The following is a 24,698-nucleotide window of genomic DNA, read 5'->3' as shown; positions in this document are numbered from 1 at the left end:
AATAAAGGAGAAACGTCATAAGGTAAACCTTAGAGTAGGAGATTCATTATGGGCCAATTAAACAAAGCCGTCGAATCAAAACCGCAAGATGACATAAACGTTATTGACATGCCAGCTGACCTAAAAGCTGACGACACACTAACCGATGCACCCGAAACTGAAGACGTTGTAATTAGTTCGGATGACCATCCTAAAAACCTTGATGCAACCCAGTTGTATTTAGGCGAAATAGGCTTCTCGCCTCTGCTAACAGCAGAAGAAGAGGTATATTTTGCCCGCCGCGCTCTCAAAGGCTGTGAAGCCTCTCGTAAACGTATGATTGTAAGTAATCTTCGCCTAGTGGTGAAAATTGCTCGCCGTTATAATAATCGCGGATTGGCTTTACTGGATCTTATTGAAGAAGGTAACTTGGGCCTAATCCGAGCTGTTGAAAAGTTTGATCCTGAACGTGGATTTAGATTTTCTACCTATGCAACTTGGTGGATTAGACAGACCATAGAACGTGCAATCATGAATCAAACTCGCACGATTCGCTTACCTATTCATGTTGTTAAAGAACTTAATGTTTATTTACGTGCAGCGCGTGAATTATCACAAAAGTTAGATCATGAACCTACTGCTGAGGAAATTGCTGAAGCATTAGATAAGCCAGTAGAAGACGTCACCAAAATGCTTCGATTAAACGAGCGCATTACCTCGGTTGATACCCCTATCGGTGGTGAAAACGACAAAGCATTACTCGATATTCTTGCAGATGAGAAAGAATTCGGACCTGAAGAAAACCTACAGGATTCGGATATCAAAGCGAATATAGTGACATGGTTACAAGAGCTTAATCCAAAGCAACGCGAAGTTTTAGCACGTCGTTTTGGCCTTATGGGGTATGAGCCTTCAACCCTGGAAGACGTAGGTGCTGAAATTGGATTAACCCGTGAACGTGTACGTCAAATTCAAGTAGAAGCGCTCAGACGTCTACGTGATATGCTGAGTCATCAAGGCCTTTCGTTAGAAAGCTTATTTGACCAGATGGGTGATTGACACACTCGAACACCCGCCGAAGTAAGACGGGTATAGTGAAACAGAAGAAAATTAAATTGCCGATGCTTACAACATCGGCAATTTTTTAGCCCTTCTTTTTGAAGGTTAAAAACCGGTAGCGATGAGGATTTTTTTCGTCTGCATCGTGTCTTTCTTCGAATGTACATGCCCATTCACCACGTGCATGATAATCAGGGAAGTAAGTATCCCCGTCTACGGCTAAATCAATTTCCGTTAAATACAGCGTTTGTGCCCTCGCTAAGAACGCTTCATAGAGCGTCCCCCCTCCAATAATCATGATTTCGTCATCGTGACTTGTAAGGTACGTTGCCGCTTTTTCAATAGCATCATCGCAAGATGAAACAACGTCTGCATCCGCTAACTGCAGTGACGAACTGCTTGATATAACAATATTCGGCCTACCAGGTAGCGCTTTACCAATAGAGGCATAGGTTTTTCTTCCCATGACGACAGGTTTGCCCAGGGTAATTTGCTTAAAGTGCTTCAAATCTGCGGGCAAGTGCCAAGGCATATCATTATCAGCCCCAATAACGCGTTCATGCGCCATTGCAGCAATCATTGCAATTTTCATACATCAACTTCCAGATGGTTAATAACCCTATCATACCTCAACTTAGCCCGTTATTTGAAAAGAGTGTACCGTCTTGTAAGGCTTAATCTTCACCACCAGCAACATGCAGGCAAGAACACCCATAACGATAAAAGCAAATAGCAACTATTATCATTTGCATTGATGTTATTAATGGCCTATTGTTAAAAACAGGAGGGACAAATCATGCAGATAAATTATTTATGTCCGAAACATGCAGACTGGGTATATGGTAATCCTGATCAGGCACTACACGTAATGGCGAGAGACGAAATGCAGGGCACACTCTTAATGCAGTGCGACCAAGCCAGCGAAGCTATTCCGTATTTAGGTTGTGCATTTGATATCGCCGTTATATTGCTAGAGATTGACGGAGGTGAAAACCCCGCCATGATAAAAAAGCTTACACAGCTTTCCCAACTCCTTGAAGACGCTTACTTTCAAGTCAAACTCCCGCTATACCGAAACGCCATTGTTGATAGAACACACGCCATACTGTCAGCGGTTAATCGAACTTCATCTCGCGCCCTTACCTTCAATTTCACCCTTTAGACAAGAGCACTCCGATGACTAATTCCCCTATTTATCGCAGCACCACTCTCTCCCTAAAACCAAAAGACGAGTACACGGTAGACTTTGCACATTGGGAAACGCTTATTCGTGGAGGTAACACGCAATACGAACAAGGGGGGCTTTTTTCGGCAATAGGTACATATCATCAAGCCATCCTGGCAGCGAAAGTTTTAGTGAGTATGGCGCCAGCCAAAAAGGAGTCACTCACCGCCCTTTTAACCAGTTACCACAACCTTGCCGATGCATACCTATCTAGTGAAACGGCTCCATGCAATACGCAGTTGTCGTTGGCCTACGGCGCAATTACAGAGGTGGAAGGGTTAATTGACACTATTGAACGCCAATTACCTCGGCATCCCCACGTCGTGCGTTGTAGCAGTATTGCCCGTCAACAACGATTTGTATTCTTAAAACGTTACCCTCACTTTGCAGCCTTGCAATGTGAGCACCCTACCCGGTCGAATTTGCAATACATCAAGAAGGCATTGCATTGACCGATATCATTCACTTTGTATTAAAGGAACCACTATGAACACACTTATTCATCGTATGTGTATAGCAATAATGTCTATTTTAGCCAGTGCCAGCGCGTTCGCGCACGCGGGACATGATCATGGACACTGGACAAGTGGCGTATTGCACACCGTGTTTTACGTAGCACTAGCAAGTGTTGCTGCAGCCTGTTCGTATAGCGCTTACAAATACATCAACCGCAAAAAGCCGACATCAAACTAGGAGCCCGCCATGATTTACGACATTCTTTCTTCTATAAACAAAGTTAACCCCTTTACCACAGCCAGTGCGCACTGCGATATTCCTTGTAAAATATATGATCCCATGACGGCTCAACTAGCAGCACTCAGCGTTGTGCGCTTTACTGACTTGCTCAATGAACTTGCGGAAAAAGACAGCCTGAGTTTTGCCGATCAAGCGCAGATGAGCCGCCTCATTTCAGAAAAAGAAACGCATGCCGAAAAAGTAAAGCATGAAGTACGCGTTATATGGGGCGATTATTTTAAGGCCCCTCAATTTGAACAGTTTCCTGATACCAATGAATTGGTGCATAAAATTATGCTTGCTGGTTCAGCGTGTAAACAACATGTGAGCCGAGAGAAAGGTGAAGATTTACTGACGTTAGTGAATGAATTTGCCGAACGATTCTGGGTGACTAAAAAGGTTAAAACGAAAAAGGCAGTATGCCCTTACCCTCCTTCATTAACCTTGGTTTATCCAGATCTTTAATGCTGAAAATTGTGAGGGTTTCAGGAGATAGCATGCAACCGACACTATTGGATGGCGATTTTGCTGTTGTGCTTACGTGGCCGAAAAAAGCGTTACGGTCAGGGCAAGTAGTCGTGGTTAATTGCCCACACTTTGGCACCCTCATAAAACGGGTTCACCAAATTATTCCTAACGGCGAATTCTCCCTTAGCGGCGATAACACTGCGGCTTCGTTAACTACCGAAAAGATGGGGTGGTTTAACCGCCAACGTGTTATCGGCCGTGTTCTCTATTATGTAAAACGCCCTCGCTAAATGCAAAAAACACGAACTTGAATAATCAGGTTCGTGTTTTTAGTGACGTTTACGTTATATACTGCAAATCCATTTTGCTAGCAACGCAAAGAATGCGCCTTTTATCAGCTTACTTACGATACTCTACTTCAACATCGTAGTCGTCTTCATCCCAATCGTCATCATCTAAGTCGTCGCCTAAATCGTCGTGAGCTTCAAGGGTATTACGATGATACGTATCCCACTTAAACTCTACGTCTTCAGCTTCTTCTTTCGTTTCCTCAATAGCAGGAAGGGTTTCAATGAAGTCCATAATATCGTGGCACAGCGGCGCTAAATTAAGCTTTTGGAATGCTGAAATCTGATACGTTGGACCTTCCCAATTAAGGGTTTCAACAACGTGTTTTATACATTCTTCTACTTCATCTTCTAGCAGTAAGTCCACTTTATTGAATACTAACCAACGGGGCTTTTCTGCCAATTTCGGGCTGTATTTCTCAAGCTCTTCGATAATAGCTTTTGCATTTTCAGCCGGATCGCTTTCGTCGGCGGGAAGTAAATCCACCACATGTAAAAGTATACGGCATCGCTCAAGATGCTTTAAGAATCGAATCCCTAGTCCAGCACCATCAGCAGCGCCTTCGATAAGACCCGGTATGTCGGCCACCACGAAGCTTCGCTGCGCATCCTGACGTACAACACCCAAGTTAGGCACTAGAGTGGTAAATGGGTAATCAGCCACTTTCGGCTTAGCCGCAGACACTGAGCGAATAAAGGTAGATTTACCCGCATTGGGCATACCCAATAAGCCCACATCGGCTAACAACATAAGCTCAAGTTTAAGGTTGCGGATTTCGCCTGGCGTGCCGTTAGTTTTCTGACGAGGCGCTCGATTGGTACTACTTTTAAATCGCGCATTACCTAAGCCGTGAAAACCACCTTGTGCTACTTTAAGCTTCTGGCCATGAGCAGTTAAGTCGCCAAGCACTTCACCCGTATCACTGTCTGTTGCACGCGTACCTACTGGCACACTCACTTCAAGGTCTTTACCTTTTTTTCCAATACAATTGCTGCCTTGTCCATTTTGGCCACGCTCGGCTCGATGGAAACGCTCGAAACGATAGTCGATCAATGTATTTAGGTTTTCATCGGCAACGAGAAATACGCTGCCGCCGTCGCCCCCATCGCCACCATCAGGGCCGCCTTTGGGTACGTACTTTTCCCTTCTAAAGCCAATTACGCCGTTTCCACCGTCGCCGGCTTCCACTCGAATTTCAGCTTCATCTACAAATTTCATTTATCACTCCGGGCAATTCTGCCTTGGGTTATTACTTAAAAATACGAACTTAAAGTTTACACCAATTTGTGCATATACGCTTCGTTGTATAATAGATAAAAGCGTATGCACTTGCTGATAACAAAAAACCCCGCTAGCGCGGGGTTTTTCTAAGCCTGCTCGGCGAGAAGCTTTCGCGCTTACTCAGCTACGATGCTTACAAATTTACGGTTCTTCGGTCCTTTAACATCGAACTGAACTTTACCGTCTTTTAGTGCAAACAACGTGTGGTCTTTACCGATACCCATGTTGTCACCAGCGTGGAAACGAGTACCACGTTGACGAACAATGATGTTACCAGCAAGAACAGATTCGCCACCAAAGCGCTTAACACCTAGGCGTTTACTCTCTGAATCACGACCGTTTTTGGTACTACCACCAGCTTTTTTATGTGCCATGTGTTCGTGCTCCTATTATGCGTTGATACCAGTGATTTTCACTTCTGTGAACCACTGACGGTGACCCGCTTGCTTACGAGAGTGCTTACGACGACGGAACTTAACGATAGTTACTTTATCGCCACGACCGTGTGTAACAACCTCAGCTGTCACCTTACCACCAGCAACGATTGGTGTGCCGATTTTTACATCGTCACCGTTGCTTACCATTAAAACTTTGTCAAATTCAACCGTTTCGCCTGGGGCTACTTCGATTTTTTCAAGACGAACGGTTTGGCCTTCGGCCACACGGTGTTGTTTACCGCCACTTTGGAAAACCGCGTACATAGTTAACTCCGCTCTGCGTCACTGACGCTTCAATTCAAAAAACAGGGCGCGAATTGTACGTGAAACATCCGCAAACCACAACCCCGATTCTAAGAAAAATAGATTATTTTTCCAACATTTTGCAATTTAATCTCGAATTCAACGAAAACCGAGAGCTCTACCTCATAATGTTAATCAGGTTGAGAGTAAGCAAATGAGAAATTAGCTAGTTTCATGGTGCTCACTCACATACCTATTACTGGTATAACGTAACGAGGTAGCAACAAAATGTTGCCCTTTATATGCATAGTGATGGTGGCACGTTTGCCCTCTTAGCTGTGAATGCCACCTATTAAGGATCGATACCGATCCCACAGGGATCATTTACAGCGAAAAAGAGAGATGCCACAAATGTATATGGCGGGAATGTTAACATAAGGCGGGTTAAAGTTGTAAGTTTTACCTTGTCCAAATAGCATGAAAAACACGAGAAAATTGAGAAAAACACCTGTCTTAACACATTTCTATTGAATAACGCCTATAATAGTAGACGAGCGCGCAAAACATGCGTTTACTAACCGCCAAATCATTAGGTTACACAGACAAACCGATGGGGTTGGATGGCTGACTAACACGCATCGTCAATCATAAATAAAGGGATCTTACCTATTCATGTTTTTATTCAAAATGCGTTAAGCGGTCATTTTTTAAGACAATTTGGTGGATAGTAGACAGCATTCAGGTACAATCTGCCCTAATTATTGCCCTAGAAATTAAATAAGTTTTTACATCAATGCCCATGGATATTAATTCAATCCGCGCGTTATCAAATGACGATATGCAAGCGGTTAACCAGTTGATTCAACAACAGGTCGACTCTGAAGTTGCGCTAATCAATCAACTTGGTTTTTACATCGTTAATAGCGGCGGGAAACGTCTGCGCCCTCTTCTTACTGTGTTAAGCGCACGTGCGATGGGCATTAAAAATGACGATCATCACACCCTTGCGGCGATTGTTGAATTTATCCATACGGCCACCTTGCTGCACGATGACGTGGTAGATGAGTCCACAATGCGCAGAGGCCGTGAAACGGCTAACGCTATCTTTGGAAATCAAGCTTCCGTACTTGTAGGCGACTTTTTATATACTCGGTCATTTCAGATGATGGTGAGTTTAAAACGTATGCGAGTGATGGAGATCCTTTCTGAAGCCACCAACCAAATTGCCGAAGGCGAAGTGCTACAGCTGATGAACTGTAATGACGCTAGTACTACCGAAGCCCGCTACTTTGATGTTATTTATGGCAAAACTGCCCGTTTATTTGAAGCCGCGACGCAATTAAGTGCTGTACTGACTGACCAACCCAGCTCAGTTGAAGTGGCCATGCAAGAGTACGGGAAGCACTTAGGCACGGCATTTCAGTTAGCTGACGATATATTAGATTATATGGCGGATAGCGAGGACATGGGTAAAAATGCCGGTGATGACCTTGCTGAGGGTAAGCCCACTTTACCTTTATTGTATGCCATGTGGCACGCCGAATCTGAGGACGACAAGGCGTTGATCAAAGAGGCGATTGAGCAAAGTAATGGCTTACCCCATTTACAGCGAATTCAGGGCATTATGGAGGCCACGGGCGCGCTAGATTACACACGAGAATGTGCGAATAAAGAAGTGCAAATGGCCATTGACAGCTTGCAAGCTATTCCTGATTCCGCCTATAAAGAAGCGCTTGTTTCATTAGCTTACATTTCTGTTGAGCGCACCAGCTAACCTTTACTGTTAAAACTAGCACCGTTAACACCGGCGTGTATTAAGGGATAGTTTCCTTGCTTTGCACGCCAGCGTTTTTACCCCTCTAACATATGCCCAACAATGCCCACTAAAAACCCTAAGATGCCGCCAAGAGGTGGCAGCCAGTGGTTTTCCATTCGAATTTGGGGGGCAATATCTTGAAACACCGAATATAAAATCCCCCCCGCAGCAAATAACATGATACCACTCATGACGACCGGGAATTGGGACAAATAATAAAACCCGACCAAACTAAACAGTGGCCCAAGCAGCGCCATCAATGCAAAGATGACAATTAGCTTAGTACTACGCTGTTTATTTTTTGGCAACATTTCTCGATAAGCGTTAAAGCCTTCAGGCAAGTTTTGCACCGCAATCAGCACGCCCAAAAGTAACGTACCGCCGCCTAATGCCGCAGTTGTGCCTAGCGCAATGGACTCAGGCACAAAATCGCTTAACATGGCCGCTAACTGGCTTCCTGCGGTTTTCTTTTTTGCTAAATAAATGTCTAACGACATAAAGGCTAATGCACCAGCGATAAAACACATTAACGCCCCCGTCACAGACACATCTTTAATTCCCTCAGGCACCAGAACTAACCCCACCGCAGAAATCAATGCGCCTGCCCCTAAGGCTAAAATACCGTGGCGTAATTCTTTCTCTAGCCACTTGGGTTGAATGCCGTGATAGGTGGCTAACATTGCCCCCGCTGGCATGGCGAACCCGGCGATAAAGGCTACCACCAATAAACTAAGAATATTCGGCTCCTGCATACGTGTTCCCTTTTTATGTGCAAGTGAAGTACGGAGTTAGCATTCAAACAAAAAGAGCAGCTTATGCTGCTCTTCAAATGACTTATTCTTAAACGAATTAAACCTTCAGTTAGTTTAATCCTAATTCGCGGGTCATATTCTCGTTTTTATCGCGATGCACAATAATATTGTCTTCAATACGAATGCCACCAAAGGGCTTATAGGCCGATACCGTGTCCCAATTGATATATTTTGAAGCCTGTGAAGCTTTTAAGTCACGTAGCAAGCTATCGATAAAATATAAACCGGGTTCAATTGTAAACACTTGTCGAGGCTCTACTATCCGTGTGCATCGCAGAAAAGGATGCGCTTCAGGCGCTGGCTTAGGTGTACCTCTATCGTCATTGACGAGCCCGCCCACATCGTGAACTTGCAGGCCTAGGAAGTGCCCTATGCCATGCGGGAAAAACGTGCGCGTTATCCCCATTTCAACAATGTCTGGAGGGGTTAAGTTGACAATACCTGTATCGTGAAGGATTTGTGCAATACCGTCGTGGGCGAGCAAATGAATATCGGTGTAGGCTACCCCCGGCTTCAACCCGTCTATCAGGGTAAGTGTAACTTTATCTACTGCCTGGATTAAATCGCTGAACATCGCTGAGTTTTGGCTATAGGTACGTGTGATATCAGCGGCATACCCGTGATAATTCGCACCGGCATCGATAAGAAAAGAACGAGATTCTTTGGGAGCAAGTGTGTCACATTGCATATAGTGCAATATGGCGGCGTGCTCGTTAAGTGCCACAATGCTGGTGTAGGGCACATCGTTGTCACCCTGACGGCACGCTTTTGCATAGGCTAAATTAATGTCGAATTCACTCTCCCCATTACGGAAAGCGCGTTCTGCTGCTTGGTGCCCAGCCACGGCTAATTTATTAGCCTCGCGCATACACAACAACTCATATTCGGTTTTATAAGCTCGCTGGTAATGCAAATAATGCAGCACGCGATCGGGGTTTACATTTTCAAACCCCAATGCTTTCGCCACTTCAATATACTCACCAATGTAGGCGTAGCGCTTTTTGTCATAGGGAAGGTGCTTTTCTACCGCATCGGCTTGCTGCAATAACACCACGTTGAAACATTGGGTCCAAAACTCATTCGGTTCTGGCGGCACCTTGTGCCAAAAGTCTTCCGGACGATAAAAAATAAGCGTAGGTTTATCTACACCATTAGCCACAATCCAGCAGTTAGGGTTGTCAATAACAGGTAGCCAAGCTTTAAACTGAGGGTTCACTTTAAACGGATAGTGGTTATCGTCTAAAAATATTCTCTTCCCCTGCCCCGAATGAATAACCACGCCATCCAGTCCTTCTCGCTGAAGCGCTTCTCGGGTTCGAGCCTGCAATTCTTCGATATGCTCTATATATAATGCCTGCTGTTGTGACATTCTTCCCTCGTGTTTACTAAGTTAACGTTATCCTAAAGTGTAACATGAAGATAAGCGCAGAGTTACCTCCTGCCCCAGCCTCGGTGAGCACACGTGTAAATCTAAATAACCACTAATGAGGGGCTAACTGTAATGTGCCAGTAACCGGATGCGTAGTAATGGACTCGGTAGAAGGAATAACATCTTGGGTAAGTTGCGGAAAAATATTTTTGTTTGACCCCAGCTGCTGTTCGTAGATGTGCTGATAAGCCATTACCGCTTTTACGTAGTGCCGCGTTTCCCGGTATGGAATATTTTCAATCCAAATATCCACTGGCAGTGACGCATTTTCAGGCAACCACTCTAACACTTTGCGCCAACCCGCGTTATACGACGCGGTGACTAATACGGGGTTGTTGTCTAATTTATCCATGAGATACCTTAAATACTGCACGCCAAACTCTACATTGTGTTTGGCGTTAAATAAGGTGTTTCGACTGACTTTTTGCTTGGCAATGTATTGGGCAGTACCCGGCATCAACTGCATTAAACCAGTGGCGCCTACAGGCGATACTGCATCTGTCATGAACGAGCTTTCTCTGCGCGCGATAGCCATGGCTAATGCGTCGGGCACCTCGTAGGTTTCACCTTGCTCCTTAAAGTAAGATTGAAATGCTAATGGGAAACGTCTTTCTACGTCGTCCCAATAGCCACTTTTAGCAAAACTAATGATGGCTTGGTCGTACAAGCCCCACTCATACGCCAACACTCCGGCGTGGGTAACTTGTGGGTCCGGTAGTGCATTAATAAGGTAACGCCACTCTCTACGTGCTTCATTCTTGCGGCCTAAGCGGTAAAATTCCAATGCCCTCAATGTGGCGGGTATTCTCGCTAGCTTTTCGATAGCACTATTGTCACGGGGTACAGGTTTATTGGATAAACTGGGGGTCTTACCTATACGTGCGCTAGCCATAAAACCATAATAATGACGCTCTTCAGACAACTGCTGATATAACACCGTTGCTTGCATTGTATTCCCTAGCGCTTCTAACGCTCTGGCTCGCCAATACCGATAATTTTCATCTTGTTGCAATTCAGGTTTAGCTGATGCAATCACATCTAATACATCTTGCCATCGCTGTTCACGCAGTAGGTAGGCTACGTGCCATAACTTGACGTCTTCATTTGCTCCCTTTACATCAGCAATAAGTAACCACTGACCGGCTTCAGGCATTCTGTCGAGGGTGAAACTTAATGCTATAGCGCGCTGAATAATGTGTAACTGAGGCGTTGAAAAAACACCCTGTGGCACATACTTTTCATAGGCCTTCACTGCTTGCTTTGGGTTTCTCCACGCCAGCTTCTCAATAGCCCAAGTAAGAATGGTAGATTCCCTATCAGGTTGCTTAAGGGGGAAGTGGCGGCTGCGGTTGACTGCCGCCACGTCACGCGTGACCGCCAACCATGCATCGGCAATATAGGTTTCGTTATCTGGGAGTTGACGCTTAAGATAGGGAATTATACGCCTATTTCCTTCCTTAGCTGCAATCTCAATGCGCGCAATCACTTTTTCAGGCGTCATCAAACCATTTTTACGCCATTGATAAAATAAAGGGTCGCATTCGTCTGGCTGCGACTTTCCGTGATACCACAGTGCATCTACATCGTTAAGCAACGCCTTCGGATTATCGCTACTTGCTAACTGGTAACCTAAGGCTTTGCAGGTGAGCTTGGCGCCCATTCCTTTTCGATAGCTGTCCATAAAGGCGCTATTGTGCCCTTTTGATGCTAGGTAGTTTAACCATCTATACCGCAACCCATAGCTTGCAGGTTGCCCACTATAGTCTTCTAAGAAAGATTCGATGGCCCGCTTATTTTTTAACGAAAGCGTGCGCTCTAATTTCAGCCTTAGTAAATACGGATACAAGGGGTATGTAGCGAGGGCGTGAATATCGCGATCTAGCTTATCTAAACTTCGTGAAGGCATGGTTCTTAAGTTTTTTTCAACCTCTAAAAAGCGTTCACGTTGTGCTTCGAAAGTGTCTTGTGGGAGCGCTTGAGCAAATACTGATGTTTCACCACACGCGAGCATTAGCAATATCGTTAACAAACGAAAAGACAAAGAACCTAAGTAACTGGTGCGGCAATGGGCTAAGCCGAAACGTTGAAATGTGATATTTAAAGACACAATTGAACTCCTACCCTGTGATGCATTCAAACACACACATAAAGGTGTTGTGTTGATGAGTATGCGATTAAAACCGATAAAACGGTGTGGCTCCTTGCCACGGAAGTTGTTGTGCCAGCGCGTTATATGCTGTTCATAAACATTAACGTTGTGATTGTGGATTATTCTTATGCTGGATTGGCGCTTTTCGCCAATAACGCTCATTATACAAGCACTGATATTGAAATGAAGCGTGAATTCAAACTTAACCCTTGAATTTAAGTCATCCGACCACTACCTTAGACAGATTGAAACGCTTGTTTGATTTTTTGTTGAAATTTTGTGTGGTTTTGTAAAGAATCTAGCCACACTAACGCGTTAGTAGTTAATTACGACCCTACGTACTTGTTGAATTAACTCACTAACATCCTGGCCAATGCCGAAGGAGATGATAATGATATACACAGGCAAAAGTCTTTCCGTCAGCCTGTTAGATGACGGCTTTGCTGAGCTGGTATTCGACGCCGAAGGTTCAGTGAACAAGTTCGACCGCCAAACGGTAACTGAACTTGACGAAGCAACACAAGCTCTGCTAGCTAAGGGCGACGTAAAAGGCTTAGTAGTACGCAGCGCAAAATCTGCATTTATTGTAGGTGCTGATATCACCGAGTTCACGGGCCTTTTCGCCATGGACGACGAAGAGGTACTACAGTGGGTTGCTAATACTTCACAGGTATTCGATCGCTTTGAAGACTTACCATTCCCTACCATTGCTGCCGTTAACGGCTTTGCATTGGGCGGCGGTTGTGAGATGGCATTGGCATGTGACATGCGTATTGCAGACACCACAGCTTCCATTGGTTTACCAGAAGTTAAGCTAGGCCTGATGCCTGGTTTTGGCGGTACCGTTCGCTTACCTCGTCTCATTGGCGCAGATAATGCCCTAGAATGGATGACCACTGGACGTGACAGAAAAGGCGCGAAAGCCCTTGCTGAAGGCGCAGTTGACGCAGTAGTAGCACCAGAAACGTTAGTGGAAGGTGCACTATCAATGGTGAAAGACGCCGTTGACGGTAAGTTTGACTGGCAAGCACGACGTGCGGTTAAGAAAGCCCCACTACAGCTAAACAAAAACGAAGCCATGATGAGCTTCTCTACTGCTCAAGCTATGGTGTTTGCACAAGCAGGCAAACATTACCCAGCACCGCACAAAATGGTGGAGACAGTGCAAAAAGCCTCTGTACTAGACCGTGAAGGTGCGCTTAAGCTTGAAAATAAAGGCTTTGTAGAACTGGCGAAAACCGACGCGGCGAAAGCCCAAATAGGTATTTTCCTTGCCGACCAGCTTGTTAAGAGCAAAGGTAAGAAGCAAGCGAAAGCAGCCACTAAGCAGTCTAAGCTTAACGCCGTACTCGGTGCTGGTATCATGGGCGGCGGTATTGCATACCAAAGCGCCGTGAAAGGCACACCAGTTATTATGAAAGACATTAATCAAGGTGCACTAGATCTTGGTCTTTCAGAAGCGGCGAAAATACTTGGTAAAGGTATGAAGCGCGGTAAAGTTGATGCGACCAAAATGGCGCAGACGCTTAACGCAATCACACCTACCCTCGAGTACAGTACACTTAAAGATGCAGACCTTGTTATTGAAGCGGTGGTAGAAAACCCAAAAGTGAAAGGTATTGTACTTAAAGAGGTTGAAGAGAATGTCGCTGACGACGCTATTATCTGCTCAAACACCTCGACTATCTCTATCAACCAGCTAGCAGAAAGCCTAGACAAGCCAGAGCGTTTCTGCGGTATGCACTTCTTCAACCCAGTGCACCGCATGCCACTCGTTGAAATTATTCGCGGGGAAAAAACCTCGGAAGAAACCATTAATGCGGTAGTGGCTGCCACGCTTAAAATGGGCAAAACCCCTATTGTGGTTAACGACTGCCCTGGGTTCTTAGTAAACCGCGTATTGTTCCCGTATTTTGCGGGCTTCAGTAAGCTACTTATCGACGGCGCTGACTTTGTAGCGGTTGATAAAGTTATGGAAAAAATCTTTGGCTGGCCGATGGGCCCTGCGTACCTTATGGACGTTGTAGGTATCGACACTGGCGATCACGCAGCTGACGTAATGGCCGCGGGTATTCCAGAGCGTATGGCGCGCCTAGATAACGACCCAGTAACCTTATTCTATAAAGAAGAGCGTTTAGGTCAGAAAAACGGTAAAGGTTTCTACAACTACGGTGTTGATAAGCGCGGCAAGCCGTCTAAAACACCTGCTGAAGAAGCCTACGCACTCATGGCGCCACACGTAGCTGAAAAGACAGACTTTGAAGCTGACGACATTATTGCACGCCTAATGATCCCTATGGCAAACGAAGCAATTCGCTGCCTAGAAGAAGGCATTGTAGATAGCGCAGCTGAAGCTGACATGGCGCTACTTTACGGCTTAGGTTTCCCTCCATTCCGCGGTGGTATTTTCCGTTGGATTGAAACCATTGGCTTGGCGAACTTTGTTGCGATGGCAGACAAGTACGCTGAACTTGGTCCAATTTACCAGATTTCAGATGGCGTTCGTGAAATGGCCGCTGCTGGTAAATCCTATTTCGCATAAGACCCGGAGGAAAATCTAATGAAAGAAGTGGTCGTAATCGATTGCGTACGTACCCCTATGGGTCGTTCAAAAAACGGTGTTTTCAGAAATGTGCGTGCAGAAGACCTTTCTGCAGCACTAATGACCGCGCTACTAGAGCGTAACCCTGGCGTAAACCCAGCGGAAATTGAAGACATTATTTGGGGCTGTGTTCAGCAAACGAAAGAACAAGGCTTTAACATTGCGCGTAATGCGCAGCTATTAACACAAATTCCACGCACAACAGGCGCGGTAACGGTTAACCGCTTATGTGGTTCATCAATGCAAGCCCTTCACGATGCCACAAGCGGCATTATGACTGGCCGTGGTGATATATACATGATTGGTGGTGTAGAGCACATGGGCCATGTACCTATGAACTATAACATCGACTTCCACCCAGGCCTTGCTAAGTACACGGCGAAAGCGTCGGGCATGATGGGCATGACTGCCGAGCTACTTGGCCGTCAAAACGGGATTACCCGTGAACAACAAGACGCCTTTGGCGCACGTTCGCACCAGCTAGCGCATAAAGCACACCTTGAAGGCCGCTGGGCTAACGAAATTGTGCCTGTTGAAGGCCACGATGCAAACGGCGTATTAAAGCTTATTGACTACGATGAAGTTATTCGCCCAGAAAGCACAGCCGAGAGCATGGCGGCGCTTCGCCCAGTATTCGACCCTGTAAACGGAACTGTTACTGCGGGTACGTCTTCTGCGCTGTCTGACGGTGCATCTGGCATGCTGCTTATGTCGGCAGACCGTGCGAAAGAGCTTGGCCTTACGCCACGTGCGAAAATTCGCTCAATGGCAGTGGCTGGTTGTGATGCGGCAATTATGGGTTATGGCCCAGTTCCAGCCACACAAAAAGCCCTTAAGCGCGCTGGCCTGACGATGGACGATATTGAACTTGCCGAGTTTAACGAAGCATTCGCGGCACAAGCGCTATCGTGCATTAAGCAACTAGGTTGGATGGACCACCTAGATACGAAGATTAACCTTAACGGTGGTGCTATTGCACTAGGTCACCCACTAGGTTGTTCTGGTTCACGTATCTCAGGTACGCTTATCAACCTAATGGAATCACAAGACGTAAGCCTAGGCTTAGCGACTATGTGTATTGGTTTAGGCCAAGGTATTGCTACTGTATTCGAGCGTGTATAAGCGTTTGATGAAGCATTTGAATTAGCGCTTAACTGAGCGCTTAAATAGCTAAGTATTGAAAAGGGCCTTCGGGCCCTTTTTTATTGACGTTAACTTGATGTGCACATTACTTTAATACGCGAGATAAAGGACTTACCACACCCTGAGCGCCTTGCTGAAGCACGTGAGTGTAAATTTGTGTAGTTTTCACATCTGAGTGACCAAGCTGTGTTTGCACAGTTCTTATGTCGGCGCCCGCTTGTAGCAAATGCGTTGCAAAAGAATGGCGCAATGTATGAGGCGTCACTTTCTTTTTAATGTCGCAAGCTTTTGCCGTATTTCGTATGGCCTTCTGAATACTCGATTCATCAATATGATGCCGGCGTACTTTCTTATCCTCCGGATCTATAGATAACCGAGAAGACGGAAATAAATAATGCCAGCCTAATTCTCTTGGCGCATTTTTGTATTTCACCCGCAGTCTATGCGGCAAATAAACGCCCGCATATTTCGGGTTTTCTAAATCAGCTGATAGGTAATTTTCCACCATGGCTATTTGCCGAGTAAGACCCGGCTTCAATTCTGCCGCAAGTGTAACGATACGATGCTTTCCGCCTTTACCATCCCATATACGAATGGCGTTGTAGTCGAAATCAATATCTTTAACACGTAGCCTTACGGCCTCCATTAAACGCAAACCACTGCCATATAGTAGGGATATAGGGAGTTTTAGGTTGGCAGGAATTTGTTCAAATAGCGCAACTACCTCGTCTTGCGTTAGTACGACAGGTAACTTGGCCTGCCTTCGACTTGAAACAAAGTCTAACTCTAACGACAATGGACATTCCAATATATCGCGATAAAGAAACGCCAATGCATTAAGCGCACTCGCTTGTGTTGCGGGAGCGACATTTTTCTTGTTCACCAAATAAGACAGAAATAACTCTACGTCTTTATCTCCCATCTCTGATGGATGCCTATTATCATTGAAGCGAATAAAGCTAATTATCCATTTGCTATAAAGCTCTATCGTGCGTTTGGCATAGCGACGATTACGCATATGCTCAACCACCATTTGCATAAACATTGATTTCATTTGTTAGTACTTTTTATCTGTATATAAGCACAGCATTACGACTTTTTAGTGCGCCGTAAAATAAAAAGGAAACTTTCCGTACTTCAGTACAGTGTTTTCAGATACAAAGTATAGGATATTGATGTAAATGACATTACATGCGAAAGTGAGTAAATTATTAAAGTTATATGCGGATTTTATCCACGTTGCATAAAGGATTTTTTCCGTACATTAAGTTGTTATGTGCCAAGGAAGCTCAACTGACTATGTTGAAATTTCACGATTATCATCTTCAAAAATACGAAGTTGCCGACCATGGGAAAACTGTAAAATTATTTTTAGGATTTGGCTATCCAGGTAAAGAAACTGATTTTTCGGAAATCACCTTCACAGAAGTTGCGATATATCACTTTGTGCATACTGCGCATTCGATTATCACTGACATTGAAAACATACCGCTTAGTTCTCTTTTCGAAGAAGAAAAGGAAAATCTCCAAAAATGGAATCTATATTACGGCGTCGATATATGGAAAGGCGATATTGAAACTACAGTAAATTATCTTGATAGTAATGGTTACAAGGGCTGGTATATCGAGTCAGCCATCGGTTTCAGTGGGTTTGTTGTGGCTAAATCAGTCAGTGGCACATAACAAACCACTCAAGGCTCTCGCTTCGCTCGCTGGGACGCTAACACATGGGCTGCGTCACTTCGTTCCTAATTTTAGCCCATGTGTTATCGCCCCTTAGTGGGGTGTTATGTGCAAGGTTGTTAAATATGGATGTCATCTCTTCGCAAATAGAGATTGAAGATTTTGTCAGTACCAAGTGTAAAAAGGTCGCTGTTAGTAAAAGCGGTTGGGACAGTCTGTATATAGAAAAAGAGAATGGCTGTTACTGGATTAAAAGTTACCCAGATGGTGCGTTACATGGAGGAGGTCAGCCAGTTCTCTCCAAAATAGACAAAACAGTAGTAAAAGAGCAATTTGATGTTTGAAGCAATTGCACATAACAAAAAAATCAAGCACGCCCGCTTCGCGGGCTGGGACGCATACACGCAGGGCGGCTTCGCCATTATGCCCTACGTGCCTGCGCCCCAAAGCTTAGTGTTATACCTAAAAGGAAATTACAGTAAAATGGAAATTTATAGGGCTGATAAAACTAAAATTGAAGCTGCCTCAAAAGTTTTTGATTTATATCGCGCTGGGACAAAAACACAATGCGGCTTCGCTATTCTCGCATTGTGCTTTTGCCCCTTAGCTTAGTGTTATACGCAATTGGTCAGAACAACTTTTTAACATCGCGGTAAAAATTTTCATGAGAACCAAGAGCTATCAATTCAAGTATTACAGTGCCATCCTCGTAGCTGTAACCTAGTAAGGTTAACTGCTTGACCATCTTGAATTTGTACACGCGAAGAAAGGCTAGGTCGCCTTTTTTCTGCTCACCTAGAGGAGGATCGGCCATTAGTTCCTTAACGGCTTTATCCAAGTCTTTTTTCTGATTCTGATGTAACTTCTTTACTGCTCTCTTAAAATTAGCTGTCTGTAAAACATTGGTAATCTTAGCCAAAATCGTAAGGCTCCAATTTTCCAGCCTCTTTTTCAGCTTTAGAAATAATTGCCTGTTTCACAAATTCGTATGGCAAATCGGGATTATCTTCCATCATTTCACCTATCTTTGCCCAATGCTCAATCTGTTTTGGCATCGTTCGGTTTAGTGCTTTGCCCATAATGGTAGCTTTCTCAACTAGATCTTGGTCTAGTCTTACGCTCGCGGTTGCCATAATATGTCTCCCAATAGTTAGCCGTTACATTGTAGCAATGCGCTACAGATGTAGCAAATTGCATATAACAAAAGCATTAACACTCGCTTCGCTTGGTATTGTAGCCTACGTGTTTTTGCCCGTAATGCGGGTGTTAGCCAGATCACAACAACAAGGAAAGTTATGCGTAAACATATCCTCATTGCGATTCTGTTTCTACATTATCCTACTTTCGCAAAAGAGAGTGTGCTGATTGAAAATGTGACCGTCGTATCATCGCACCTTCAGAGGCCATTACAAAAGGCGCATGTTCTTATTGCTGATGGACGGATAAAAACGGTATCGTCATCTAATATTAAAAAAACAGTTGATACTCAGGTCATAGACGGAACTACTTTATATCTAGCACCCGGAATCATGGATAGCCATGTTCATGTTTCATCTATTCCTGGTATGGGGTTTGGCGTGGAGCCTGTGGCACAAAAGAATGGCGCACTTGCTGAAGATTACTATAAACAACAACCCTATAGCTTTTTGTATTACGGTATCACGCAGGTTGTCGACCCAAATCCTGGGCTTGAATGGACAAAATTCACTTCTTCTAAAGTACATCCTGATTACTATCGTTGTGAAGTCATCACCGCACGCTCAACGTTTCCTTTGGTAGAGAAAAATGATGAGCTTTCGAAATCCATGTTTTCCTATATTGTTGAACAGGACGTTGCTGAAACAGCACTGAACTCTCCTGAGCAAATTGTTAAACGTATTGCTGAATCCGGCGCATCTTGCATAAAAGTATACTTTGAAGATGGCTATGGGGATGAAAGTCAGTGGCCGTTGTTGTCTGACGATACCCTGAAACGTATTCGAAAATCTGCATTACCACATAAACTACCTCTTGTAGCGCATGCCAATGCATTGGATATGTATCAAAGAGCTATTGATGCAGAGGTAGATGTAATTGCACACGGGCTTTGGAATTGGGGGGAGTTTTGGCGTGAAACTGAAGTATCCAAACCAATGCATGGCGTGATTAACCAGTTAATGAGCAAAAGCATTGGTTACATGCCAACCCAAAGGGTAATTGCCGGACTAGGTGAACTCATGTTGCATAACTCACATGGTATTCCTGAATTTAGTAAGGTCACGCCCAAAGAATTACTTGAGTGGTATAAGCAACCTTCGGCACAATGGTTTAAAGAAGAATTACGCGCAGGATTTGACGAACTACCCGACGAGGTTATTGCTCGAATCTTTTTAAAAGATCGGATGGGGAAAGGTAACAAAATTCTACAAACCCTCACCGAGGCAGGCTATCCGCTGTTATTAGGTTCTGATTTTCCGGGAAGTCCTAGTTTTTCCAACCAGCCTGGTTTAACAACTTTCCTTGAGATGAAAGCAATGGCAGACGCCGGAGTATCTTTAGTTGCAATACTTGCAGCTGCAACCATTAATAATGCGCGACAATTTAATATTGATGAAGATTACGGAACGGTTGAAGTTGGCAAGGTTGCAAATTTACTTTTACTAAAACAAAACCCTTTAACTACCGTGGACGCTTGGAGCAATATCCACCAAGTCATCTTACATGGGGAAGTTTTTGATCGAACAGATTTTGCTGCAGATACTATGGCTAACAAAGCATTGCAGCGGACAAGCCGCTGAATGCGGCGTTATGCGCCAAAGCGTAAAGGGTTTACATCCATACTTTTATGAAGAATTCTTATAATCAGAATTTCCTGGCTACCAGTTTGCTTGTAGAAAATAACGTGACTACCTTGCGGAAACTTTCTGTATCCGTCTCTTATTTCGTCGCAGCTTTTACCGATAACAGGATTTTCAGACAACATCCAAAATGAATCGTCGAACTGTTTTAGGTACACATTACGCTGTTCCCTCCCCCATTTCCGTTGCGTAAATAACGCGATATCTTTTAAATCGGATTTTGCGAGTACAGTTAACTTAAATGGTTTCACTCTTTTAATTCACCATCTAGTTCTGATATCAAGTTCTCAAGGTCGTATTCAGCCTCGCCGCTTTCTTCACCTGCTACAAGTAATTGACGCAAAGTGTTTAATTTGGTCTCCTGTGTTTCTAGCAAGCGAAGAGCAGACCGAATTACTTCGCTCGCTGAACCATATCGACCAGTTTGAATTTGGCGAGCAATAAAGCCATCAAAATGGTCACCAAGGGTAATGCTGGTATTTTTAGCCATTTGTTTTCTCCAAGTACCAATATATACCTAATTATGGTATTTGAGCACTGTAAGTCAATAGTGCATAACAAACGCTTAAGTCGTTCGCCAAAAAGCGGGCTCACTGGGCCAATGACATGGCGCGCCTTAAGTCAAAGTTGTATCGCTGTAAACATCGTCTGTCGCCCCACTGTCGTGTGGATTTCGTAACCGACAATCGATTAAAACATGGATAGTTTCCTCTCGCATTGGTAAGGAGCCCAAATGATAGTCAAACGTCTTAGAGAAAAACGAAACTGGTCACAAGAACAACTTGCCACGTTAAGCGGCTTGAGTACGAGAACTATTCAACGAATAGAAAGTGGAAACAAGGCCAGCATAGAATCTCTTAAAGCCCTTGCCTCTGTGTTTGAAATTGACATTTCTAAACTTCAAGAGGAAATTATCGTGATAGACAAAACATCTAATGAATGGAAAAAAGAGCCGTTATGGGTCAGGTTTTCGTTTTGGGGAGTAAAAGCAAGAAAGCAAATTATTATGTTAGAAATGACGACGGTGCTTTTGGGCCTACTAACTTGGTTCATAAAACCCGACGTAATTGCGACGCCGGCATTTTTTCTTCTAGCTTACATCTTTTCTAACATGAAGCACTATATTGATACGAAGAAATATTGGTGAACGGCGATATAGCAATTCAATAAACCCACTCACTTCGTTCGCTGGGACGCATACACGCAGGGCGGCTTCGCCATTATGCCCTACGTGCCTGCGCCCTTTAGCTTAAAGTTATATTCACAAGGAGGTCACATGAAGTTTTTACCTATAATCCTGATTCTTATTTACCCTTTTAATCTTTCTGCAAGCGTACCAAATGACAGGCATATTGTTGTAGAAGGTAAAGCTCAAATAACTGCCGCGCCAGATCTGGCGGTACTCACTTTTGAAACAGAATCAAAAAATGATTCAAGCTTAGCGGCTAAGAAAGATGTTGATAAGAGAATTAATGACTTTCTAAATGGGCTAAATAGATTTGAAATTGATGAAAAGAATGTTAGTGCGTCAAGTATTGTTACAAGTCCAAACTATTATTATACGGAGGAAGATAAGAAAGTATTAGACGGATACATTGCGAGCCGCACTATCAAAGTAACCCTCCATAAAATTCAACATCTCAACGAATTATTAAACTTTGCACTAGAGGCAAAGGTGAATGAAATTCAAAATATTGAGTTTCAATCTTCTCGTAAGGAAGCATTAAAAGAAGAAGTTTTTGCAAATGCAGTCGAGAATGCAAAAAGAAAAGGGCGAACTATGGCCTCAGCATTTGATGCCAGATTAGGCAAAGTCTATAGCATAAATTCTGCTAACCAAAATCAACGTAATAGATATGGTTTTAATGACAATATAGAAAGGGTAGAAGTCACTGGGTCACGAATTGAAGCAGAAGAGTTTGAATCAGGTCGATATCTTCAAAAAAATATCGTTTTTTCCGCCTCCGTAGATGTTGTATTTGATCTTGAAGTAAAGTGAATATAAAAAATTAAGTCACTCACTTCGTTAGCTGGGACGCCTATACGCGGGGCGGCTTCGCCATTATGTCCCACATGTCTGCGCCCGTTATTGAAAAGTTAGGCCTAAAGAGGTAAAACATGATTTCAGAGGCAGATTGGAATCACTTCAAACGAGTTAAGGCAGATGCATTAGATAAATGCTGCCAGCAAGTTTTTGACGATGTGCGTAAAGGAATCGATAATCCCGAACTTTCAGCTCATGCAAAATATCTTTACCTGTATAAGTTGATGGAAAATAGTGACAAACGTATAGCGAACATATTCAATTACAATGCAAAGTCCAAAGCTATGCTACAACTTGCATTAATGAAATCAGATGGCCTTCTAGAAGCTAAGCAGATCAATGGTTTCTCAGAGAGATTTACGGAGTTTTATTAATAGCATGACTAACTTATCAGCACGGCCTAACAACTCAATAAACTCTTTCCCTCCGTTCGCTGGACGCATACACGTGGGCTCCCTCGCTTCACTCGCTATTTTAGCCCATGTATTTGTGCCCCAAAGTTGGGTGTTAGCAGTCTAAAGGAGAATCAATACATGGAATCATTATTGAAATCTATTGTTATCGGAGCGTTTGTTGGTGTAGCAGGCGCTTTGTTTCTATATGTCTTTTCGGGGTATATATCAAAACAAAATGAAGCAATAGTATTTGGTGTTTTTGCAGGAATAGCTTTTCTACTTGTTGACCTAATTGCTAAAAAGTTAAAGTCCAATAGCAGAACCGACAGCTAACGAGTGGTTTAAAAGGACAAAAAGCCGTTGGCTTTTGCTCTTTCGTCGCTAATTTTAGCTAACAATTTTTTGCCTCTTAACGAGGCGCTTTGCTTAAGCATATTCCCATATTCTATTATTTATAAAGTTATCGAAAATAGGGAAATTAGTGTGGTAGCTTTTATGCATAACCAACGAAAACCTGAGTATTGGCACGACCGCGGCTAACAAATCGCCCAAGCCCCTGCTGCCAGATAAATTTTCCGCAGAGCGCGGCGTTATTTAGACGTTATATTCCAAGGAAGCCTCAATGGACGTATTAGAAGTCACAAAGGATAATTACCAAGAGCTTATCGAAATCTGGGAGGCGTCAGTTCGTGCAACTCATGACTTTTTACCAGAGGAAAGTATTCTTGAACTAAAGCCTCTTATTCTTCAGCATTATTTTGATGCGGTAGCGCTCCGCTGCACTAAGCAAGGTGAAGAAATAAGCGGCTTTATAGGTGTTGCAGATTCAAATATTGAAATGCTCTTTATTAAACCACAGCATTTTGGTGAAGGTATTGGTCGTAATTTAGTAAAACATGCAGTAGATAATTTGAATGCATCAAAAGTTGATGTCAACGAGCAAAACCCAAATGCTATAGGGTTCTATGAAAAAGTAGGTTTCAAAAAAGTGGGGAGGTCTGAGCTAGACGGTCAAGGCAACCCTTTCCCACTAATACACATGGTACGCAAAGGAATATAACAACCCAACCAAGATACTTACTGCGTTCTTGGGGCGCATACGCGCGGGGCATCTTCGCATTATAGCTTGCGCGTTTGAGCCCCTTGTTTACAAGTTAGGCACGTCTTTGCTTGGAAATAATATAAAGGATTTATTGATGTACAAGGGCTCTTGTTTATGTGGTGCAATTAAAGTTGAACTCAAGGGTTCAATTGATAGCATTATTCACTGTCACTGTTCACTGTGTCGTAAAAATAGTGGCACGGCATACGCTACAAATGGATTCATAAAGACAGAAGATTTCAGCGTCTTAGATCCGGAAAAAAAGCTTACCCACTTCAAGTTCAAAGAAGGGAAGTTAAGGCATTTCTGCTCTGTGTGCGCCTCTCCGATTTTTAGCTCAAACACGGATAACCCAACAAAACTTAGAATTCGTCTTGGTATTCTAGACACAGACATCGAAGAAAGACCGATATCTCACAATTTTTATTCATCCAGGGCTAACTGGGATAATATCGATGCAGAGCTACCAAGATATGATAGTTTCGAACCAAGCAGAGCGAGGAAATAATATGCACAAGCCCAACAAAGTGCAAAAAATCACTCCCTCTCTTCGTCGGACGCATACACGCGGGGCGTCTTCGCCATTATTGCACACCTGTCTGCGCCCGTTGTTAGAAACAATAGATGCCTAGGAACCTATTTGTAAATGTCTGATATTAAATTCACGAATCAAGAAAAAGAAGCAATGGTAGTTAAACTTCAATCTTATTTTGAAAAATCGTTGGCTCAAGAATTGGGGCAATTTGATGCAGAGTTTCTTTTAGATTTCGTTTCTAAAGAGTTAGGGGCGTATTATTACAATCGCGGGTTGCATGATGCGAGATTGATTTTCGAAGAACGTGTTCAAACCATTGATGATGACCTCTATGCTATCGAAAAGGAAGTTCGTTAGGCATATTGAAGAAGCTATG

General features: G+C 43.8%; 31 protein-coding genes. 19 read left to right on the top strand and 12 right to left on the bottom strand.

Annotation, left to right across the window (positions count from 1 at the left end; translation table 11 throughout):
• The first annotated feature begins 48 nt into the window (after positions 1–48).
• Positions 49–1,038 carry an RNA polymerase sigma factor RpoS gene (gene rpoS / locus EP13_RS02860; protein WP_044055916.1) on the top strand — a complete coding sequence of 330 codons (990 nt, stop codon included), beginning with the start codon at positions 49–51 and terminating at the stop codon, positions 1,036–1,038.
• An 85-nt stretch (positions 1,039–1,123) separates the two neighbouring features.
• Here rpoS and folA read toward each other — a convergent pair whose 3' ends face one another.
• Positions 1,124–1,630 carry a type 3 dihydrofolate reductase gene (gene folA, locus EP13_RS02855; protein WP_231497915.1) on the bottom strand — a complete coding sequence of 169 codons (507 nt, stop codon included), beginning with the start codon at positions 1,628–1,630 and terminating at the stop codon, positions 1,124–1,126.
• A gap of 204 nt (positions 1,631–1,834) precedes the next feature.
• Here folA and EP13_RS02850 point away from each other — a divergent pair, with 204 nt between their 5' ends.
• Genes EP13_RS02850 through EP13_RS02830 form a run of 5 tightly spaced genes read left to right on the top strand, consistent with a single transcriptional unit; the run spans position 1,835 to position 3,756 of the window.
• Positions 1,835–2,200 carry a hypothetical protein gene (locus tag EP13_RS02850; RefSeq protein WP_044446106.1) on the top strand — a complete coding sequence of 122 codons (366 nt, stop codon included), beginning with the start codon at positions 1,835–1,837 and terminating at the stop codon, positions 2,198–2,200.
• A 14-nt stretch (positions 2,201–2,214) separates the two neighbouring features.
• Positions 2,215–2,715 (top strand): hypothetical protein, encoded by a 501-nt coding sequence (locus EP13_RS02845; protein WP_044055914.1) that lies wholly within the window; start codon positions 2,215–2,217, stop codon positions 2,713–2,715.
• A 34-nt stretch (positions 2,716–2,749) separates the two neighbouring features.
• The gene (locus tag EP13_RS02840) at positions 2,750–2,956 is read left to right on the top strand and encodes a hypothetical protein (RefSeq protein ID WP_044055913.1); all 207 of its coding nucleotides are present in this window, start codon (positions 2,750–2,752) and stop codon (positions 2,954–2,956) included.
• Positions 2,957–2,965: 9 nt separating this feature from the next.
• Positions 2,966–3,463, top strand: coding sequence for a superoxide dismutase, Ni (gene sodN / locus EP13_RS02835; RefSeq protein ID WP_044055911.1), 498 nt, complete (start codon positions 2,966–2,968; stop codon positions 3,461–3,463).
• Between the two features lie 32 nt (positions 3,464–3,495).
• Positions 3,496–3,756 (top strand): S24/S26 family peptidase, encoded by a 261-nt coding sequence (locus EP13_RS02830; RefSeq protein WP_052364257.1) that lies wholly within the window; start codon positions 3,496–3,498, stop codon positions 3,754–3,756.
• Positions 3,757–3,865: 109 nt separating this feature from the next.
• On the opposite strand, the gene cgtA is transcribed toward EP13_RS02830, so the two are convergent.
• From cgtA to rplU, 3 genes are all read right to left on the bottom strand, one after another.
• A complete protein-coding gene (gene cgtA, locus EP13_RS02825; protein WP_044055908.1) occupies positions 3,866–5,032 on the bottom strand; it encodes an Obg family GTPase CgtA in 1,167 nt (388 codons plus the stop codon).
• Between the two features lie 179 nt (positions 5,033–5,211).
• Positions 5,212–5,469, bottom strand: coding sequence for a 50S ribosomal protein L27 (rpmA, locus tag EP13_RS02820; RefSeq protein ID WP_012517170.1), 258 nt, complete (start codon positions 5,467–5,469; stop codon positions 5,212–5,214).
• Between the two features lie 15 nt (positions 5,470–5,484).
• Positions 5,485–5,796, bottom strand: coding sequence for a 50S ribosomal protein L21 (rplU, locus tag EP13_RS02815; protein WP_044055906.1), 312 nt, complete (start codon positions 5,794–5,796; stop codon positions 5,485–5,487).
• 778 nt (positions 5,797–6,574) lie between these two features.
• Between rplU and ispB the strand changes: the two genes are divergently transcribed.
• Positions 6,575–7,549 carry an octaprenyl diphosphate synthase gene (gene ispB, locus EP13_RS02810; RefSeq protein ID WP_044058695.1) on the top strand — a complete coding sequence of 325 codons (975 nt, stop codon included), beginning with the start codon at positions 6,575–6,577 and terminating at the stop codon, positions 7,547–7,549.
• Between the two features lie 77 nt (positions 7,550–7,626).
• Here the strand turns inward: ispB and EP13_RS02805 are convergent, their stop codons facing one another.
• From EP13_RS02805 to EP13_RS02795, 3 genes are all read right to left on the bottom strand, one after another.
• Positions 7,627–8,343: a ZIP family metal transporter gene (locus EP13_RS02805; protein ID WP_044055904.1), complete on the bottom strand. Its 717-nt coding sequence runs from the start codon at positions 8,341–8,343 to the stop codon at positions 7,627–7,629.
• A gap of 109 nt (positions 8,344–8,452) precedes the next feature.
• The gene (gene pepQ / locus EP13_RS02800; RefSeq protein WP_044055903.1) at positions 8,453–9,772 is read right to left on the bottom strand and encodes a Xaa-Pro dipeptidase; all 1,320 of its coding nucleotides are present in this window, start codon (positions 9,770–9,772) and stop codon (positions 8,453–8,455) included.
• 112 nt (positions 9,773–9,884) lie between these two features.
• Positions 9,885–11,939 carry a transglycosylase SLT domain-containing protein gene (locus EP13_RS02795; protein ID WP_052364256.1) on the bottom strand — a complete coding sequence of 685 codons (2,055 nt, stop codon included), beginning with the start codon at positions 11,937–11,939 and terminating at the stop codon, positions 9,885–9,887.
• Between the two features lie 433 nt (positions 11,940–12,372).
• Between EP13_RS02795 and fadB the strand changes: the two genes are divergently transcribed.
• Together fadB and fadA are read left to right on the top strand one after the other, a co-directional pair.
• Complete coding sequence (fadB, locus tag EP13_RS02790) at positions 12,373–14,523, top strand: fatty acid oxidation complex subunit alpha FadB (protein WP_044055901.1); 2,151 nt, start codon at positions 12,373–12,375, stop codon at positions 14,521–14,523.
• Between the two features lie 18 nt (positions 14,524–14,541).
• The gene (gene fadA / locus EP13_RS02785; protein WP_044055899.1) at positions 14,542–15,705 is read left to right on the top strand and encodes an acetyl-CoA C-acyltransferase FadA; all 1,164 of its coding nucleotides are present in this window, start codon (positions 14,542–14,544) and stop codon (positions 15,703–15,705) included.
• A 106-nt stretch (positions 15,706–15,811) separates the two neighbouring features.
• Here the strand turns inward: fadA and EP13_RS02780 are convergent, their stop codons facing one another.
• Positions 15,812–16,780: an integron integrase gene (locus EP13_RS02780; RefSeq protein ID WP_044055898.1), complete on the bottom strand. Its 969-nt coding sequence runs from the start codon at positions 16,778–16,780 to the stop codon at positions 15,812–15,814.
• 245 nt (positions 16,781–17,025) lie between these two features.
• On the opposite strand from EP13_RS02780, the gene EP13_RS02775 reads away from it, so the two are divergent.
• Both EP13_RS02775 and EP13_RS02770 read left to right on the top strand, forming a co-directional pair.
• On the top strand, positions 17,026–17,409 hold the full coding sequence (locus EP13_RS02775; protein WP_044055897.1) for a hypothetical protein: 384 nt from the start codon (positions 17,026–17,028) through the stop codon (positions 17,407–17,409).
• A gap of 125 nt (positions 17,410–17,534) precedes the next feature.
• Positions 17,535–17,753 (top strand): Imm27 family immunity protein, encoded by a 219-nt coding sequence (locus EP13_RS02770; protein ID WP_044055896.1) that lies wholly within the window; start codon positions 17,535–17,537, stop codon positions 17,751–17,753.
• A 284-nt stretch (positions 17,754–18,037) separates the two neighbouring features.
• Here EP13_RS02770 and EP13_RS02760 read toward each other — a convergent pair whose 3' ends face one another.
• Together EP13_RS02760 and EP13_RS02755 are read right to left on the bottom strand one after the other, a co-directional pair.
• Entirely contained in the window at positions 18,038–18,328 is a 291-nt protein-coding gene (locus EP13_RS02760; RefSeq protein WP_044055894.1) for a type II toxin-antitoxin system RelE/ParE family toxin, read from the bottom strand.
• The gene (locus tag EP13_RS02755) at positions 18,321–18,542 is read right to left on the bottom strand and encodes a TA system antitoxin ParD family protein (protein ID WP_012518669.1); all 222 of its coding nucleotides are present in this window, start codon (positions 18,540–18,542) and stop codon (positions 18,321–18,323) included. The genes EP13_RS02760 and EP13_RS02755 overlap by 8 nt, the downstream gene beginning before the upstream one ends.
• Before the next feature lie 162 nt (positions 18,543–18,704).
• Here EP13_RS02755 and EP13_RS02750 point away from each other — a divergent pair, with 162 nt between their 5' ends.
• Positions 18,705–20,186, top strand: a complete 1,482-nt coding sequence (locus tag EP13_RS02750; protein WP_044055892.1) for an amidohydrolase family protein — start codon at positions 18,705–18,707, stop codon at positions 20,184–20,186.
• Between the two features lie 8 nt (positions 20,187–20,194).
• Here the strand turns inward: EP13_RS02750 and EP13_RS02745 are convergent, their stop codons facing one another.
• Positions 20,195–20,497, bottom strand: a complete 303-nt coding sequence (locus tag EP13_RS02745) for a type II toxin-antitoxin system RelE/ParE family toxin (protein ID WP_044055890.1) — start codon at positions 20,495–20,497, stop codon at positions 20,195–20,197.
• The gene (locus EP13_RS02740; protein WP_044055889.1) at positions 20,494–20,736 is read right to left on the bottom strand and encodes a type II toxin-antitoxin system ParD family antitoxin; all 243 of its coding nucleotides are present in this window, start codon (positions 20,734–20,736) and stop codon (positions 20,494–20,496) included. The genes EP13_RS02745 and EP13_RS02740 overlap by 4 nt, the downstream gene beginning before the upstream one ends.
• Positions 20,737–20,979: 243 nt before the next feature.
• Between EP13_RS02740 and EP13_RS02735 the strand changes: the two genes are divergently transcribed.
• The 7 genes from EP13_RS02735 to EP13_RS02705 all read left to right on the top strand — a co-directional run bounded on the left by EP13_RS02735 (position 20,980) and on the right by EP13_RS02705 (position 24,679).
• A complete protein-coding gene (locus EP13_RS02735; RefSeq protein WP_044055888.1) occupies positions 20,980–21,393 on the top strand; it encodes a helix-turn-helix domain-containing protein in 414 nt (137 codons plus the stop codon).
• 129 nt (positions 21,394–21,522) lie between these two features.
• On the top strand, positions 21,523–22,245 hold the full coding sequence (locus EP13_RS02730) for an SIMPL domain-containing protein (RefSeq protein WP_081869422.1): 723 nt from the start codon (positions 21,523–21,525) through the stop codon (positions 22,243–22,245).
• A 119-nt stretch (positions 22,246–22,364) separates the two neighbouring features.
• The gene (locus tag EP13_RS02725) at positions 22,365–22,664 is read left to right on the top strand and encodes a hypothetical protein (RefSeq protein ID WP_044055887.1); all 300 of its coding nucleotides are present in this window, start codon (positions 22,365–22,367) and stop codon (positions 22,662–22,664) included.
• Between the two features lie 159 nt (positions 22,665–22,823).
• Positions 22,824–23,018 carry a hypothetical protein gene (locus EP13_RS02720; RefSeq protein ID WP_044055885.1) on the top strand — a complete coding sequence of 65 codons (195 nt, stop codon included), beginning with the start codon at positions 22,824–22,826 and terminating at the stop codon, positions 23,016–23,018.
• Positions 23,019–23,307: 289 nt separating this feature from the next.
• Positions 23,308–23,745 carry a GNAT family N-acetyltransferase gene (locus tag EP13_RS02715; protein ID WP_044055883.1) on the top strand — a complete coding sequence of 146 codons (438 nt, stop codon included), beginning with the start codon at positions 23,308–23,310 and terminating at the stop codon, positions 23,743–23,745.
• A gap of 136 nt (positions 23,746–23,881) precedes the next feature.
• Positions 23,882–24,295, top strand: coding sequence for a GFA family protein (locus EP13_RS02710; RefSeq protein WP_197035956.1), 414 nt, complete (start codon positions 23,882–23,884; stop codon positions 24,293–24,295).
• 138 nt (positions 24,296–24,433) lie between these two features.
• Positions 24,434–24,679: a DUF2164 domain-containing protein gene (locus EP13_RS02705; RefSeq protein WP_044055881.1), complete on the top strand. Its 246-nt coding sequence runs from the start codon at positions 24,434–24,436 to the stop codon at positions 24,677–24,679.
• The last annotated feature ends 19 nt before the right edge of the window (positions 24,680–24,698 follow it).

Origin of the sequence: Alteromonas australica (genome assembly GCF_000730385.1) — a bacterium.
Lineage (GTDB): Bacteria > Pseudomonadota > Gammaproteobacteria > Enterobacterales > Alteromonadaceae > Alteromonas > Alteromonas australica.
The sequence above is the reverse complement of the archived record's forward strand: the minus strand, read 5'-3'. Positions and strand labels throughout refer to the sequence as shown.

What these genes read in the sequence shown, in the direction of transcription:
- EP13_RS02775 (WP_044055897.1), top strand. Translation starts at nt 17,026, where the DNA reads ATGTTGAAATTTCACGATTATCATCTTCAAAAATACGAAGTTGCCGAC.
- rpoS (WP_044055916.1), top strand. Translation starts at nt 49, where the DNA reads ATGGGCCAATTAAACAAAGCCGTCGAATCAAAACCGCAAGATGACATA.
- pepQ (WP_044055903.1), bottom strand. Translation starts at nt 9,772, where the DNA reads ATGTCACAACAGCAGGCATTATATATAGAGCATATCGAAGAATTGCAG.
- fadB (WP_044055901.1), top strand. Translation starts at nt 12,373, where the DNA reads ATGATATACACAGGCAAAAGTCTTTCCGTCAGCCTGTTAGATGACGGC.
- fadA (WP_044055899.1), top strand. Translation starts at nt 14,542, where the DNA reads ATGAAAGAAGTGGTCGTAATCGATTGCGTACGTACCCCTATGGGTCGT.
- EP13_RS02755 (WP_012518669.1), bottom strand. Translation starts at nt 18,542, where the DNA reads ATGGCAACCGCGAGCGTAAGACTAGACCAAGATCTAGTTGAGAAAGCT.
- ispB (WP_044058695.1), top strand. Translation starts at nt 6,575, where the DNA reads ATGGATATTAATTCAATCCGCGCGTTATCAAATGACGATATGCAAGCG.
- EP13_RS02705 (WP_044055881.1), top strand. Translation starts at nt 24,434, where the DNA reads ATGTCTGATATTAAATTCACGAATCAAGAAAAAGAAGCAATGGTAGTT.
- EP13_RS02845 (WP_044055914.1), top strand. Translation starts at nt 2,215, where the DNA reads ATGACTAATTCCCCTATTTATCGCAGCACCACTCTCTCCCTAAAACCA.
- EP13_RS02805 (WP_044055904.1), bottom strand. Translation starts at nt 8,343, where the DNA reads ATGCAGGAGCCGAATATTCTTAGTTTATTGGTGGTAGCCTTTATCGCC.
- EP13_RS02770 (WP_044055896.1), top strand. Translation starts at nt 17,535, where the DNA reads ATGGATGTCATCTCTTCGCAAATAGAGATTGAAGATTTTGTCAGTACC.
- EP13_RS02740 (WP_044055889.1), bottom strand. Translation starts at nt 20,736, where the DNA reads ATGGCTAAAAATACCAGCATTACCCTTGGTGACCATTTTGATGGCTTT.
- EP13_RS02840 (WP_044055913.1), top strand. Translation starts at nt 2,750, where the DNA reads ATGAACACACTTATTCATCGTATGTGTATAGCAATAATGTCTATTTTA.
- rpmA (WP_012517170.1), bottom strand. Translation starts at nt 5,469, where the DNA reads ATGGCACATAAAAAAGCTGGTGGTAGTACCAAAAACGGTCGTGATTCA.
- EP13_RS02715 (WP_044055883.1), top strand. Translation starts at nt 23,308, where the DNA reads ATGGACGTATTAGAAGTCACAAAGGATAATTACCAAGAGCTTATCGAA.
- cgtA (WP_044055908.1), bottom strand. Translation starts at nt 5,032, where the DNA reads ATGAAATTTGTAGATGAAGCTGAAATTCGAGTGGAAGCCGGCGACGGT.
- EP13_RS02725 (WP_044055887.1), top strand. Translation starts at nt 22,365, where the DNA reads ATGATTTCAGAGGCAGATTGGAATCACTTCAAACGAGTTAAGGCAGAT.
- EP13_RS02730 (WP_081869422.1), top strand. Translation starts at nt 21,523, where the DNA reads ATGAAGTTTTTACCTATAATCCTGATTCTTATTTACCCTTTTAATCTT.
- EP13_RS02720 (WP_044055885.1), top strand. Translation starts at nt 22,824, where the DNA reads ATGGAATCATTATTGAAATCTATTGTTATCGGAGCGTTTGTTGGTGTA.
- rplU (WP_044055906.1), bottom strand. Translation starts at nt 5,796, where the DNA reads ATGTACGCGGTTTTCCAAAGTGGCGGTAAACAACACCGTGTGGCCGAA.
- EP13_RS02710 (WP_197035956.1), top strand. Translation starts at nt 23,882, where the DNA reads ATGTACAAGGGCTCTTGTTTATGTGGTGCAATTAAAGTTGAACTCAAG.
- EP13_RS02830 (WP_052364257.1), top strand. Translation starts at nt 3,496, where the DNA reads ATGCAACCGACACTATTGGATGGCGATTTTGCTGTTGTGCTTACGTGG.
- sodN (WP_044055911.1), top strand. Translation starts at nt 2,966, where the DNA reads ATGATTTACGACATTCTTTCTTCTATAAACAAAGTTAACCCCTTTACC.
- EP13_RS02850 (WP_044446106.1), top strand. Translation starts at nt 1,835, where the DNA reads ATGCAGATAAATTATTTATGTCCGAAACATGCAGACTGGGTATATGGT.
- EP13_RS02780 (WP_044055898.1), bottom strand. Translation starts at nt 16,780, where the DNA reads ATGAAATCAATGTTTATGCAAATGGTGGTTGAGCATATGCGTAATCGT.
- EP13_RS02735 (WP_044055888.1), top strand. Translation starts at nt 20,980, where the DNA reads ATGATAGTCAAACGTCTTAGAGAAAAACGAAACTGGTCACAAGAACAA.
- folA (WP_231497915.1), bottom strand. Translation starts at nt 1,630, where the DNA reads ATGAAAATTGCAATGATTGCTGCAATGGCGCATGAACGCGTTATTGGG.
- EP13_RS02750 (WP_044055892.1), top strand. Translation starts at nt 18,705, where the DNA reads ATGCGTAAACATATCCTCATTGCGATTCTGTTTCTACATTATCCTACT.